This is a genomic window from Dokdonella sp., from assembly GCF_036518555.1.
Taxonomy (GTDB): Bacteria; Pseudomonadota; Gammaproteobacteria; order Xanthomonadales; family Rhodanobacteraceae; genus Dokdonella_A.
The window spans coordinates 1-12,873 of sequence record NZ_DATDMY010000291.1 but is presented as its reverse complement, the minus strand read 5'-3'; the positions used below and the strand labels follow the sequence as shown (position 1 = coordinate 12,873).

General features: G+C 70.8%; 11 protein-coding genes. 5 read left to right on the top strand and 6 right to left on the bottom strand.

Annotation, left to right across the window (positions count from 1 at the left end; translation table 11 throughout):
- Nucleotides 1-221: ABC transporter permease (locus VI238_RS15830; RefSeq protein WP_331653094.1), on the top strand; the 221-nt coding region annotated here is incomplete at its 5' end.
- Between the two features lie 82 nt (nucleotides 222-303).
- On the opposite strand, the gene VI238_RS15825 is transcribed toward VI238_RS15830, so the two are convergent.
- The 3 genes from VI238_RS15825 to VI238_RS15815 all read right to left on the bottom strand — a co-directional run bounded on the left by VI238_RS15825 (nucleotide 304) and on the right by VI238_RS15815 (nucleotide 4,036).
- The gene (locus VI238_RS15825; protein ID WP_331653092.1) at nucleotides 304-1,833 is read right to left on the bottom strand and encodes a hypothetical protein; all 1,530 of its coding nucleotides are present in this window, start codon (nucleotides 1,831-1,833) and stop codon (nucleotides 304-306) included.
- A gap of 80 nt (nucleotides 1,834-1,913) precedes the next feature.
- Nucleotides 1,914-2,492: a hypothetical protein gene (locus tag VI238_RS15820; RefSeq protein ID WP_331653090.1), complete on the bottom strand. Its 579-nt coding sequence runs from the start codon at nucleotides 2,490-2,492 to the stop codon at nucleotides 1,914-1,916.
- The gene (locus VI238_RS15815; RefSeq protein WP_331653088.1) at nucleotides 2,489-4,036 is read right to left on the bottom strand and encodes a hypothetical protein; all 1,548 of its coding nucleotides are present in this window, start codon (nucleotides 4,034-4,036) and stop codon (nucleotides 2,489-2,491) included. The genes VI238_RS15820 and VI238_RS15815 overlap by 4 nt, the downstream gene beginning before the upstream one ends.
- Nucleotides 4,037-4,152: 116 nt before the next feature.
- Between VI238_RS15815 and VI238_RS15810 the strand changes: the two genes are divergently transcribed.
- Nucleotides 4,153-4,719, top strand: a complete 567-nt coding sequence (locus tag VI238_RS15810; RefSeq protein WP_331653086.1) for an ECF-type sigma factor — start codon at nucleotides 4,153-4,155, stop codon at nucleotides 4,717-4,719.
- A 70-nt stretch (nucleotides 4,720-4,789) separates the two neighbouring features.
- The gene (locus VI238_RS15805) at nucleotides 4,790-7,552 is read left to right on the top strand and encodes a serine/threonine-protein kinase (RefSeq protein WP_331653084.1); all 2,763 of its coding nucleotides are present in this window, start codon (nucleotides 4,790-4,792) and stop codon (nucleotides 7,550-7,552) included.
- A 51-nt stretch (nucleotides 7,553-7,603) separates the two neighbouring features.
- On the opposite strand, the gene VI238_RS15800 is transcribed toward VI238_RS15805, so the two are convergent.
- Nucleotides 7,604-8,098 (bottom strand): GNAT family N-acetyltransferase, encoded by a 495-nt coding sequence (locus VI238_RS15800; RefSeq protein WP_331653082.1) that lies wholly within the window; start codon nucleotides 8,096-8,098, stop codon nucleotides 7,604-7,606.
- The gene (gene miaB, locus VI238_RS15795) at nucleotides 8,095-9,447 is read right to left on the bottom strand and encodes a tRNA (N6-isopentenyl adenosine(37)-C2)-methylthiotransferase MiaB (protein WP_331653080.1); all 1,353 of its coding nucleotides are present in this window, start codon (nucleotides 9,445-9,447) and stop codon (nucleotides 8,095-8,097) included. Before miaB ends, VI238_RS15800 begins: the two co-directional genes overlap by 4 nt.
- A gap of 189 nt (nucleotides 9,448-9,636) precedes the next feature.
- Between miaB and VI238_RS15790 the strand changes: the two genes are divergently transcribed.
- Nucleotides 9,637-10,746: a lytic transglycosylase domain-containing protein gene (locus VI238_RS15790; protein WP_331653078.1), complete on the top strand. Its 1,110-nt coding sequence runs from the start codon at nucleotides 9,637-9,639 to the stop codon at nucleotides 10,744-10,746.
- 122 nt (nucleotides 10,747-10,868) lie between these two features.
- On the opposite strand, the gene VI238_RS15785 is transcribed toward VI238_RS15790, so the two are convergent.
- Entirely contained in the window at nucleotides 10,869-12,047 is a 1,179-nt protein-coding gene (locus VI238_RS15785) for a S1C family serine protease (RefSeq protein ID WP_331653076.1), read from the bottom strand.
- Between the two features lie 232 nt (nucleotides 12,048-12,279).
- Between VI238_RS15785 and petA the strand changes: the two genes are divergently transcribed.
- On the top strand, nucleotides 12,280-12,873 hold a 594-nt coding region (gene petA, locus VI238_RS15780; RefSeq protein WP_331653074.1), incomplete at its 3' end, for a ubiquinol-cytochrome c reductase iron-sulfur subunit.

The window sequence follows — 12,873 nt, the reverse complement described above, 5'->3', positions numbered from 1 at the left end:
TCCTGCTGTCGGGCTTCATGTTCCCGTTCGCAGGCATGCCGAAGTTCGCGCAATGGCTCGCCGAAGTGCTGCCCCTCACGCATTTCCTGCGCCTGATCCGCGGCGTGATGCTGCGCGGCGCGGGACTGGTCGAGATGTGGGCCGACGTGGTCGCGCTGATCGCGTTCACCGCGGTGATGATGGGCGCGTCGATCCTGCGCTTCCAGAAACGGCTGGACTGATCCGCTCGCGCCGCGACGGCTCGCGCTGCGTGCCCGGCGCAAGCGCGCGAGGATCGCGAGCAGGCGCGACGCGAGCGGCGCGTCACGGCTCGAAGCCGTCGTCGAACAGGTCCTCGGCCAAGAACTCGCTCGTGTCGCCGTCGGCGTCGGTGGCCGACAACACGAGTGCCTGCCCGTGCAGGTCCGCCGCCGGGAACTCGATGCTCCGCGCCGCCTGCGCGTCGGCCACGGCGTACGCGTCGGATACGGCGATACCCGCCGCCTGGCCGCGCCGTCCCCAGCCGACGTCGATGCGCAGGGGATAGTTCGCATTCGCCGGCGCCGCGTCGACGCGATACCGAAGGCGGATGGTGGCGCCCGCGTCGAGGTAGGCGACGTCCTCGATCACGGGTGCGTTGAGTTGCCGGTTGCCGCCTTCGTCGGCGTCCGCGGGGTCGTTCGCGGTCGCCCCGTCGGCATTGCTCGTCGGCGACAGGTCGATGCCGATGCGATTGCCGATGAACGCGTTGCCGAGCACCGGCGCTCCCGTGCACGTGGCGATCTGCACGCCGGCCGCCGCGCCGTAGGCGACGAGATTGCCTTCGCCCGCGGCGTCGCCGCCGATCGCGACGCCGCAATGGCCGCCGCGGAACACCGAAATCGTCGATTGCGGCTGTGACGGCGAGGCCGGGTAGGCGCCGTTCGGCCGTGCCAGCGTGCCGCTCCAGTCCGTGCCGAAGACGTTGCCGACGATGCGCACCGGCGCCGTACCCGCCGCGAGCGCGGCGCCGGTGACGTAGAGCGCATGGATCTCGTTGCCGCCGAAGACGTTGCGCTGCCCGGGCAGCGCGCCGCCGACGCGCGTACCGGCGGCGGGGTCGTTCATGTACGCGCCGTAGCCCTGTCCCGCGATGACCGATGCGCCGTCGGCGGCGAGCCCGATCAGGTTGCCTTCGTAGGTGCTTGGCGACGAGGTCGTCCCGGTTTCGTCCCAGACGCCGATGTACGCATTGCCGGCGATCACGTTGCGTGCGGCGGGCGCGACGCCACCGACGGCCGTGCTGCCGCGCAGGTGGATCCCGATCGCGCCCGGCGCCGACACCGCCTGCATGCCCGTGATGTCCGTGCCGATGAAGCAGCCTTCGATGCGATGGCCGCCCGGGGCATACAGTTCGAGGTTCGCGTGGAACGCGTTGATCGCCAGCCCGCGCACGTGGAGCGCGCCACCGGCGGACAAGCCCGATCCGCTCGGGCCGCCGTCGCCGTGCAACTCGACCCTGAGCACGGCATCGCTGCCGCCTTCGGTCGGCGCGAGCGTGTTCGGCGAGGCGCCCGGCTGGGTGTAGGCATCGATGTCGAGTGGCACCGTGATGAAGGGGAGGTCGGTCGCGGGCGCGATGCGCCAGTGGTGCGTGGCGGCGACGAAGCCGGCATCGCTGTCCGGTATGTCGAACGCGATGAGGTCGCCGCCGGAGCCTGCGTTGGCGCGCGCTATCGCGCCGCGCAACGAGCAGTCGGCGACGGCCACGGTGCAAGCGTCGAGTGCGTCGTCGCTGGTGGTGTCGACGACGTACGTCGCCGCGACGGCGTTCCCGGCGGCGATGAGGCCGGCGAGGCGGAGGATGGTTTTCACGGCGGGTCTCCGGTAGGGCGGGTGTCGCCCGTCACCGAGGCGTACGACGTCGGCGTGACGACCTGACACCCGCGGGCCCGTCACTCGCGATAGGCGAAGTGCCCCTCTTCGATGCGCAGGATCGTGCCGTCGCTCGCGACCAGCGTGCCTTCGAAGCCGACCTCGACGGCAAGGGGAGAGCGCTGGAGCACGCGCACGTCGACGACGACGTCGGCACCGAGCACGCCGCCGGCGAGGTAGCGGGTCGCATCGAGGTTGGCGAGCTGGACGGCGCCTGCGGCGACGTTCCCGCCCTTGATGAGGTATCGCCCCGGGCGGTCGACGCCGGCGAGGTTGAGGTTGAACGTCTGCTCGTCGCGATCCTTCGCACCGAACGATCCGGACAGCATGAGCATGCGGTCGAATCCGGGCGGATCCACGATGGCCGTGATCGCGCGATCGGCATGCCACGCGCGCCCGTCGACGCGGAGCGCGAGCACGTTCGCACGGATGGATGTCGACGCGTGCGTCGCGACCGTCGCGCCGACAGCCTGCGGACCGCCGGCCGCGACGGGTGCAGGGCCGCGCCCGCACGCGGCGAGTGCGACGACGACGCCCATGACCATCGCCCGACCGGCGAGCGTCGAGCCGTTCGCACGCAGACCGCACGGCGCGCTCATGGCGAGCCGTCGAAGGCATTGGCGAAGATGCGGTCGCCCTGCTGCAGCACGCGCATGACCGAGCCGTAGCGGGACTGGCCGTCGTCGCTCGCGTAGGCGTAGCCGGCGAACAGCAGCTTGCCGTCCGGCGTGAGCGCGAGCGTGTCGGCGCGGTTGTCGCGATCGCTGCCGCCGATCGTATAGCCGTAGCCCATGCGTCCCGGCAGGCTCGCCGCGAGGCTGCCGAACGAATCATCCGGAGTAAGGTCGGCGTTCACGCGCATGAGCATCGCGTCGCCGTAGGTCCAGTCGCCGGCCGCATAGCCGCCGCCGAGCACCGCCTTGCCGTCCGCCTGCACGACGATCGCGCCGGCGTAGGCACCCGGGCTCTGCCACGGATCGCCGGGGATCTCCATGCCGTAGGTCGCGGTCGTGATCGCGTCGCGCGTGACGCGCGCGGCAAGGATCGCGGGGAAGCTGCGATCGGCATTGGCGACGAAGCCGGCGACGACGATCGATTCGTTGCCCGCATCGCCGGACGTCGGCGCGGAAGCGATCGCGTTGACCTCGACCGCGAGCCCGGGCCCGAAGCCGATCAGCGAGCGGCTCTGGTTGCCGTACGCGCCACTCGCGCCCCAGGCCCATGCGCCGCCGAAATTGCCGATGCGGGTGTGCTTGATCACGCCGGTATCGCCGCAGCCGCGGATTGCGATCGGGATCGCGGTGGACACGCCAGCAGCGAAACCGGTCAGGTCGGCGACATCGATGTCCGCATCGTTCGGGCACAGGTCGGTGTCGATGCGCAGCATCCGCCATTCGCCGCTGTAGCCGTCGCCCGCACCGCCGACGACGTTGCCGCAGCCGGCCAGGCCGGAAGGGCACAGGTATCCATCCAGGCTCAGGATCGCCGCGCCGAGCGTATGCGGTCCGGCGAGGCCGTCGCGGATGTTGCCGGCGACGACGAGCACCGTGCTCGCGCTGCCCGTACCGGCGAGGTCGACGTCGAGCAACGCGATCGCCTTGCCGGCGTCCGAAGGCACGCCGCCGCGATGCAGGCGCGTGAGGCCTCCGACGCCGAACGTCGTATCGGGTTCGCCGCCGGGCGCGAGCGCCCACACCGCCATGTCGCTGCTGCCGTCCGGATTGTCGATCGTGCCGACGACGACGACGCGCCCGTCGGGCAGCAGGACGGCATCGCTCGCGCGCCAGTCGTAGTCCTCGCCGACGTAGACGAGCGCGCGTCCGCCGATGCCGTAGCTCGTGTCCCAGCTGCCGTCGGCGCCGATCCGAACCGCGACCGGCACGGACTCCGTGCTGATCGGCACGTCGTACGGCGTCGCGGCATTGGCGAGCACGATCGAGCGACCGTCGCCGAGCGGCAGCACCTTGAGCGGGCTCACCTGGGCCCACGCGAGCGCGCCCGGCGTCTGCGCCGGATCGCGCGAAGCGATCGCGTAGAGCATCCGCCCGCCGTCGCCGAAAGTCGCGTCCAGTTCCCCGCCTGCGTGCGCGGCCGTCGCTGCCAGCAGGCAGCACGTCCATCCCATCCCGGATTTCGTGAGCATCGATCCACTCCTCGGCGCGAGATGCGCCCTCCAGCCTCGACCTACGCCGTCGACGGGCGGACCTGACACGCGCGCGTCGGCTAGACTGCTGCGGACGCATCGCGGAGGCACGGGACATGGGGGAGGGCGGTGCCGACGTCACCGGTCTGCTGCGGCGCTGGGGCGAGGGCGACACGCAGGCGCTCGACGACCTGTTGCCGGACGTGTGGGACGACCTGCGGCGCATCGCCGCGTCCGAACTGCGTTCGAACGCAGGGCACGGCACGCTGCAACCGACCGCGTTGATCAACGACGTGTTCGTGCGCCTGCTCGGCGCCGACCGCGTGCGCATCACCGATCGCCGCCACCTGTTCACCACGGCAGCGAAACTCATGCGCCAGGTGCTCATCGATCGCGCGCGTGCACAGCATCGCGAGAAGCGCGGCGGCGGCCATTGGCAGCGCGTCGACCTGGTCGAGGCGATCGCGCTGCCGATCGAGCCCGGCACCGACGTGGCCGCGCTGGCGCAGGCGCTGGATGCGCTCGCGCAACTCGATCCGCGCATGGCCGAGGTCGTCGAGCTGCGCAGCTTCGCGGGCCTCGAGGTCACCGAGGTGGCCCACCTGCTCGGCGTCGACGAACGCACCGTCTATCGCGACTGGGCGATGGCTCGCGCATGGTTGCGCCAGCATCTGGGCGCCTAAGCGCGCAGCGCGTGTCGGGTACGCGCCCCGACGACGTACGCACTGCATGACGCACGGGTGAAGGTCGATCATGCAAGGCGCGCGCTTCCAGCGACTCAAGGCGGAATTCAACGATCTGATCGGGCAGCCCTCGGACGCGCGCGCTGCGCGCCTCGCGCAACTCGCCGCGGCCGACCCGGATTTCGCCGCCGAACTCGCGCGCTGGATGGCCGCGCTCGACGAAACCGATCTCGCACCCGCCGGCGATCCGCTGGTCGGTCGCACGGTCGGTGCCTACGTGCTCGAGCGGCGCCTCGGCGCCGGCGGGATGGGCGTCGTGTACGCCGCCTCGCGCCGCGACGGCGCGATCGAGCAACGCGTCGCGCTGAAACTGACCGGACGCCTGCACCTGTCCGGGCCCGTCCAGCAGCGCATCGAACGGGAGCGTGCGTTCCTGGCGCGCCTTTCGCACCCGCACGTCGCGCGCATCCTCGATGCGGGAACGAGCCCGGAACTCGGCCACTGGTTCGCGATGGAACTCGTCGAGGGCACCGATCTCGCCACCCACGCGGACACGGCGCGCCTCGACGTGAACGAGCGCCTGCGGCTCTGGCTGCAATTGGCCGATGCGGTCGCCTACGTGCACCGGCACGCGATCGTCCATCGCGACCTCAAGCCCGGCAATGTCCTCGTCGATGCCGCCGGCGACGTGAAGCTGCTCGATTTCGGCATCGCCAAGCTGCTCTCGGCCGACGACCGAGCGACGGCGACGGTCGGATTTACCGCGCGCTATGCGTCGCCGGAGCAGTTGCGCGGCGAATCCGCGACGACGGCGACCGACGTCTACGCGCTCGGCCTGCTGCTGTACGAATTGTTGGCCGGCCCGTTTCCGTTTGGCCGCATGGACGGCTCCGCCCGCCCGCGCGCCGAAGCACCGTTGCTGCGCGATCGCGCGGGCGCATCGGCGGACGACCTGGCCCATGTCGCGGCTGCACGGAGCACCACGCCGAACGCGCTGCGTCGGCGCCTGCGTGGCGAGCTCGAGGCAATCGTCGCACGCGCGTTGCGCACCGACGCCGCGGAGCGCTACGGCTCGGTCGGCGAGTTCGCCGCGGACGTCCGTCGCCACCTCGCCGGCGAGCCCGTCGACGCGCTGCCGCGATCGTTCGCATATCGGGCGCGCGTGTTCGTGCGTCGCCACCGGGCCGCGGTCGGCGGCGCGGCGTTGGCGGTAGCGGGCATGCTCGCCGGGCTCGCCGTCGCCGTGCACCAGCGTGACCAGGCGCTGCTAGAGCGCGACCGCGCCGAGCGGCAGAACGCGCTGCTCGTTTCGCTGCTCGACGCGGCCGATCCCTACGACCTGCGCGGTTCGAGCCTGACCGTGGCGGACATGCTCGACGCGGCGTCGGCGCGCACGCGCGCCCAGGCGGGGCTCGATCCGCGCCTGCGCGCGCAGCTGCTGGATGCGATCGGCCATGGCCTGTTCGCGCTGGGTCGCAGCCGCGACGCTGCCGTCGCCTTCGCAGCGGCGCTGCATGCGTTGCCGGCCGAGGTGGCGCCAACGGACCCGCTGCGCGTGCGCCTGTCCCTGCGCGACGTGGCGAGCCGCTTCGAGCTCGATCCGACCACACCCGCGCTCGCGTCGCTGGCCGCCCTGTGGCCTTCGATCGCGCGTCAGGATGCGTCACTGCGCATCGAGGCGCTCGGGATTCGAGCGCACGTGCAGCGCACGCTCGGCGCACCCGAGGCGGCGCTCGCGGACGTCGAGGCCGCGCTCGCGCTGTACGCGGTCGCCCGCAGCGACGGCAATGCCGACGAGCGCCTCGCGCTGCGCCTCAAGCGCATGGACCTGTTGTCGACCCTGCACCGCGACGATGAGGCGCTCGCCGAGGCCGATGCCCTTTGGAGCGAGGCGTCGGCGTTGCCGGAAGGCTTCGACGGCATGCGTGTCTGGGTCGGCCGCCAGCGCGCGAGTGCGCTCGCGATGGCCGGGCGTGCCGACGACGCGGAACGGCTGCTCGCCGCGCTCGCGCCCGCGGCGGAGCGATCGTACGGCGCGGGCAGCACGCGCCTCGCGGCGTTCCATTCGAGCCTCGAACTCGCGCAGCGCAAGCGCGGTCACGCACGTTCCGCGGCAGGCAGCGCGGCGCGTGCCGGCGCGATCTATGCGACGAACCTTCCGGACTCGGTCTACCACGCGTACGCGCTTCGCATCGAGGGCGACGACCTGCGCGTCGTCGGCGAGTACGCGGCGGCCGACGAGCGGTTTGCCCGCGCGGCCGCGATCTACGCCAGGCTCGGCGGCAACGCTGCGGAGGATCTCGCGTGGTGCGCGATCGAGCGCGCCTTCACCGCGCTCGAGGCGACGCGATCGACCGGCGCCTACGCCGCGCTCGTGCGCATCGGCGAGGATTACCTCTCGGATGCCGGCAATGCCCGCTACCGCGGCACTGTGGAGCAGGTACTCGTCGAGGCCGCGCTCGACATCGGCGACACGGCGGGCGCGCAGCGACGGCTCGCGGCGTCCGCGGCGGCGCGACCGGCCGCGGCCGAGGATCGCATCGCGGCCGCGATCGGGGCGTTGCGCCTGGCGCGATCGCAGGGCGACCGTGCGGGTGCGGCGGCCGCGATCGCCGCGGGCCGCCGTGACCTCGGTGAGGCTGTCAACCGGGTCGTCGTCGCGACCTTCCTGACGCTGCTCGTCGACGAAGCCGGCGCCGGGAACGAGCGCGCCGCCCGCTGCGCGCTCGCCCGCGACGCCTGGCTCGAGGTGGATCCGGAGGGGACGGCGTGGCGCGTCCAGCTCAGGGACGTGCCGGCCTGTGCCGCGTTCGACGCCATCGTGCGGGGCTGAGGCGGCGGCGCCGTGCGACGCCTGCGACCGGCGCGCGCGGCGTGCGCGTCGCTAGAGCGCGCGGTGCATCACGAAGACGTCGGTCGGCCCGAGGCGTGCATGGCGGAACGCACCGGGCACGCGGCCGACGATCGCGAAGCCGTGCCGTTGCCAGAGTCGCACGGCGGCATCGTTGCTGCTGACGACGAAGTTGTACTGCATCGCGCGAAAGCCCGCGCGGCGCGCCTGCTCGAGCGAATGCCCGCACATCGCCGAAGCGATGCCCTGGCCGCGCGCATGGGGCGCGACCATGTAGCCGCAGTTGGCGACATGGTCGCCGAGGCCGGGCTGGTTCGGCCGCAACATGTAGACGCCGAGCACCTCGCCGTCGCGCTCGGCGACGAAGCAGCGGCTCGGCGGCGTGGTCCACAGCGCGCGCGCCTGCGCTTCGTCGATGTCGGGCGGGTAGCTGTAGGTATCGCCGCCGGCGACGACGTCGCGGAAGATCGGCCACGCGCGCGCGAAACCGTCCACGCCGATTTCGCGGATGGCGAGCGCGGCGTTCACGCGGCGCTGGCGGCGAGTCCGTCGTCGACCTTCACGCGGCCGCGCAGCGAGTTGGTCAGTGCCTCGGTGACGACGATGTCGACGAAGCGACCGATCAGCCGCGCGGGCGCCGGGAAGTTCACCGAACGCATGTTCTCGGTCTTGCCGGTGAGCTCGTTCGGGTTCTTGCGCGACGGGCCCTCGACGAGCACGCGCTGCACGCTGCCGACCATCGCGTCGCTGATCGCTTTCGCGTTCGCGTTGATCGCCGCCTGCAGCCGTTCGAGCCGCGCATGCTTGACCGCGTCGGGCGTGTCGTCGGCGAGGTTCGCCGCGGGCGTGCCCGGGCGCCTCGAATAGATGAACGAAAAGCTCTGGTCGAAGCCGACGTCATCGATGAGTTTCATCGTCCTGTCGAAGTCGGCATCGGTCTCGCCCGGGAAGCCGACGATGAAATCCGACGAGATACAGATGTCGGGCCGCACGGCGCGCAGCTTGCGGATCTTCTGCTTGAACTCGAGCGCCGTGTAGCCGCGCTTCATCGCGGCGAGGATGCGGTCCGAACCGGACTGCACCGGCAGATGCAGGAAATTCGCCAGCTGCGGCACGTTCGCATACGCGTCGATGAGCGAGTCGGAGAACTCGAGCGGATGCGACGTCGTGAAGCGGATGCGGCCGATGCCGTCGATTTCGGCGATCGCGTGGATGAGCAGGCCGAGGTCGGCGATCGAGCCGTCGTGCATCGCGCCGCGGTAAGCGTTGACGTTCTGGCCGAGCAGGTTCACTTCGCGCACGCCTTGTTCGGCGAGCGACGCGATCTCCGCGACGACGTCGTCGAACGGCCGGCTGATTTCCTCGCCGCGCGTGTATGGCACGACGCAGAACGAGCAGTACTTCGAGCAGCCTTCCATGATCGAGACGAACGCGCTCGGCCCTTCCGCGCGCGGTTCGGGCAACTGGTCGAACTTCTCGATCTCGGGAAACGAGATGTCGACCTGCGGCCGGCCGGTCGCACGGCGCGCCTCGATGAGCTCGGGCAGGCGGTGCAGCGTCTGCGGCCCGAACACGAGGTCGACGAACGGCGCGCGCTTGACGATCGCATCGCCCTCCTGGCTCGCGACGCAGCCGCCGACGCCGATCAGCACCGGCTTGCCGTCCTGCTTGTGCTGCTTCCAGCGGCCGAGCTGGCTGAACACCTTCTCCTGCGCTTTCTCGCGGATGGAGCAGGTATTGACGAGGATGACGTCCGCCTCCGCCTCGTCCTGGGTCAGCTCGAGGCCGTGCGACGCGCGCAGTACGTCGGCCATCTTGGCCGAGTCGTACTCGTTCATCTGGCAACCGTGGGTCTTGATGTAGAGCTTGCCGGTCATGTGTCGGAGGCAGGTACGTCGTGGACCGGGCAGTTTAGCATTTCCGCGCAAGGGCTTAGCCCCCGGGGAACCCGCGGGCGGGCGCCGCGGTCGTATGGGCTTCCGTTTGTTGCGATGCGTCACGATTCGCGCTTGGCAACGTGAACAATGCAGCGGAAACTCTTGAGCCGGATAGGTTTGAATATGGCCATGCCGTCATTCCGCGTTCCCGCCCTCGCTTACGGGTTGTTGCTCCTGCTGCTGTGTCCGGCAGGCGGGCGTGCGAGCGTGCTGTTCAAGTGCGACACGAACGACGGCAGCATCGCGTACACGAGCACGACGAAGGGGTATTCGAACTGCAAGGCGATCGCGGCGTTCGCCGATACGCCGAAGGCCGCGGCGCCCGTACCCGTGGCGCCCGCACCGGCGGCGCGCGCGGCCGCGAAGCCCGCGGCTCCAGCGGGCTGGACCTACGAGGAGAACGCGGCGGATTTTTCCACCGTCGATGCCGCGGTCGCGAGCGAACCGGCGTCGATCGTGCGCGCGGACTTCCGCCGGGTCGCGGCCGACGCCGCGAGCAGCGCACCGGTCTACGAGCCGCAGGACTTCTCCACCGTGCTCGCCGACGTCGCCAGCAGCGCGACGACGGTAGGCAACCCGCTGTTCATCGCGGCGCCGTACCGGCCGGTGCGGCCGGGTACGCGGGCGGTCGCACCGGCCGCAACGCCGACCGCGAGCGTCGCCGCGGCCGCCGTGCCACGCGTGCTGCGCGGCGCGGTCTACCGCGTGCAGCGCAACAACGGCATCACCGAGTACACGAACATCAAGCCGAGCGGCGGCGCGTTCGCGGTGCTGTTCACCTACATCGCGACCTGCGTCGCGTGCGACATCCACTCCAAGATCGACTTCGCCCGAACGGCGTTGCATCTCGATGCGTACAAGGCGGAAATCGCCGCGGCGGCGGCCGAGTTCGGACTCGACAGCGCGCTGCTGCACGCAGTCATCCACGCGGAATCGGCATACAACCCGATGGCGCTGTCGAGCAAGGGCGCGCAGGGGCTCATGCAGCTGATGCCCGACACCGCGACCGACATGGGCGTGGCCGATGCGTTCGACGCGAGCCAGAACATCCGCGGCGGTGCGCGCTATCTCGCGATGCTGCTCAAGAACTTCAACGGCGATGCGCGCCTCGCGACCGCGGCCTACAATGCGGGGCCCGGCGCCGTGCAGAAGTATCGCGGCGTGCCGCCCTACGACGAGACGCAGGTGTACGTCGACCGCGTCGCGACCTTGCGCGACCGCTACGCGAAGGCGCTGTGACGCCCAGGGCCCAGCGTCCGACGTTCAACTGACGCCGTCGAGCCGGCTCCGCGGCGTCGGCGGAGATCGCGCCGAAGACTGCGGGCCGCAGCGCGCAGCCGGCTTCCCGCTCTCGCCTCGCGCTACGCGCCGGTCGTGCTCGGCGCCGGTCGCTGCACGAGCACGAGGTCGACCGCGAACGGCATGTTGCCGCGCAGTCCTTCCACGCGCACCTTCGTGCCCGGTGCGAACGCCGCCTCGCGCGTGAGCAGGTCGCCCTGGTCCGCGATCGCGACGCCGTCCACTTTCAGCAGCAGGTCGCCGGGCTGCAGGTTCGCCTGCGCGGCCGGGCTCTCGGGCAGCACGCGCACGACGAGCACGCCCGGCTGGCGGCCGGTCGCGCCGGTCGCGGGCGGGATGTCGGTGTACTCGGCACCGATCCAGCCGCGAATCACGTGGCCGTGCTTGATGATCTGGTCGAGCACGGTCTTCGCGGTCGTGACCGGAATCGCGAAGCCGATGCCTTCGGGCATCTGCGCGCGGCCGAGGCCGGTCGAGATCGGCTGGTTGTAGACCGCGGTGTTGATGCCGATCAGTTCGCCGAGCGCATTGATCAGCGCGCCGCCCGAGTTGCCGGCGTTGATCGCGGCGTCGGTCTGGATGAAGTCTTCGTACGCGGACAGGTTCAGCTGGCGCCCGGTCGCGCTCACGATGCCCATCGTCACGGTCTTGCCGAAGCCGGCCGGGTTTCCGATCGCGAGCACGACGTCGCCGACGGTCGGCGCGGCATCTTCCGCGACCTCGATCGCGGGCAGGCCGTTCGCATCGATCTTGAGCACGGCGAGGTCGGTTTCGGTGTCGGTACCCGTGACTTGCGCCTGCGCGACGCGGCCATCGTCGAGCAGCACCTGGATGTCGTCGGCGCCGGTGATGACATGGTTGTTCGTGAGCACGTAGCCGTCGGCGCTGAAGATCACGCCTGAGCCGAGGCTCTGGTCGCGGCGCTGGATCAGCGGCCCGGTCACGTAACCGAGCAGGCGCTGGTTGATCGGATCCGGTACCGGATAGGCGCGACGCAGCGTCGTGATGCGGTTCGCGTAGATGTTCACCACCGAAGGCGAGGCGCGACCGACCGCGTCGGCGTAGGAAACGGGGCCACGCCGTTCGTAGGCGGTCTCGGCGCCGGACCTGACGCCGGAGGTGCCGCGCAGGCGCTCGACGAGGCCCGGCGCGAACACGCTCAGCACGAACGCCGCGGCGAGGCCGACCACGGCGCTGCGCATGACGAAGACGGCGATGTCGTGGTAGCGGCGGCTCTGCATGAAGTTCCGTGGCCGCGGTGCGGCGATTCGCCGGCACCGCTTTGATTGTGCGGTGCGGGGGCGTTCGTTAAACTACCACGATTTTGGGGCCCGGCCCGCGGGCCGGGCGTGCCACTGGTTTTTCGCGACGGCGCGCACGCGCGCGGCGAGGCGTGGCGCGAAGCCGGCGCGGCCGGTCATCGGGCGGGCTAAGCGGTTCCCGCGTTTTTTTCAGCTTTGCAGCGGAGTGCTGATGGCAAACGATGCTGTGGTGGACAAGGGGCGCCGTCGATTCCTGACTGCGACGACATCGGTCGTCGGCGGTGCGGGCGTCGCGTTGGCCGCGATTCCCTTCGTCAAGTCGTGGACGCCGAGCGAGAAGGCGAAGTCGGCGGGTGCGCCGGTGCTCGCCGACATCGGCAAGATCGAGCCGGGCCAGAAGGTCACGTTCGAGTGGCGCGGCCTGCCCGTGTTCGTGGTGAACCGCACGAAGGCGCAGCTCGACACGCTGACGTCGGTCGATGCGCGCCTGCGCGACCCGAAGTCGGAGAACGCCGCGCAGCAGCCCGAGTACGCGAAGAACGAGTACCGCTCGATCAAGCCCGAATGGCTCGTCGTGACCGGCATATGCACGCACCTCGGCTGCGTGCCCGACTTCTTCCCGGAACTCAAGCCCGAGCCGTTCGATCCGCAGTGGAAGGGCGGCTTCTACTGCCCCTGCCACAAGTCGCGCTACGACATGGCCGGCCGCGTCTACGACGGCGTGCCTGCGCCGGCGAACCTCGCGGTGCCGAAGTACCACTTCGTCGACGACACGCACATCCTGATCGGCGTCGATCCGGACAAG

What these genes read in the sequence shown, in the direction of transcription:
- VI238_RS15820 (WP_331653090.1), bottom strand. Translation starts at nt 2,492, where the DNA reads ATGAGCGCGCCGTGCGGTCTGCGTGCGAACGGCTCGACGCTCGCCGGT.
- VI238_RS15815 (WP_331653088.1), bottom strand. Translation starts at nt 4,036, where the DNA reads ATGCTCACGAAATCCGGGATGGGATGGACGTGCTGCCTGCTGGCAGCG.
- VI238_RS15810 (WP_331653086.1), top strand. Translation starts at nt 4,153, where the DNA reads ATGGGGGAGGGCGGTGCCGACGTCACCGGTCTGCTGCGGCGCTGGGGC.
- VI238_RS15805 (WP_331653084.1), top strand. Translation starts at nt 4,790, where the DNA reads ATGCAAGGCGCGCGCTTCCAGCGACTCAAGGCGGAATTCAACGATCTG.
- miaB (WP_331653080.1), bottom strand. Translation starts at nt 9,447, where the DNA reads ATGACCGGCAAGCTCTACATCAAGACCCACGGTTGCCAGATGAACGAG.
- VI238_RS15790 (WP_331653078.1), top strand. Translation starts at nt 9,637, where the DNA reads ATGCCGTCATTCCGCGTTCCCGCCCTCGCTTACGGGTTGTTGCTCCTG.
- VI238_RS15785 (WP_331653076.1), bottom strand. Translation starts at nt 12,047, where the DNA reads ATGCAGAGCCGCCGCTACCACGACATCGCCGTCTTCGTCATGCGCAGC.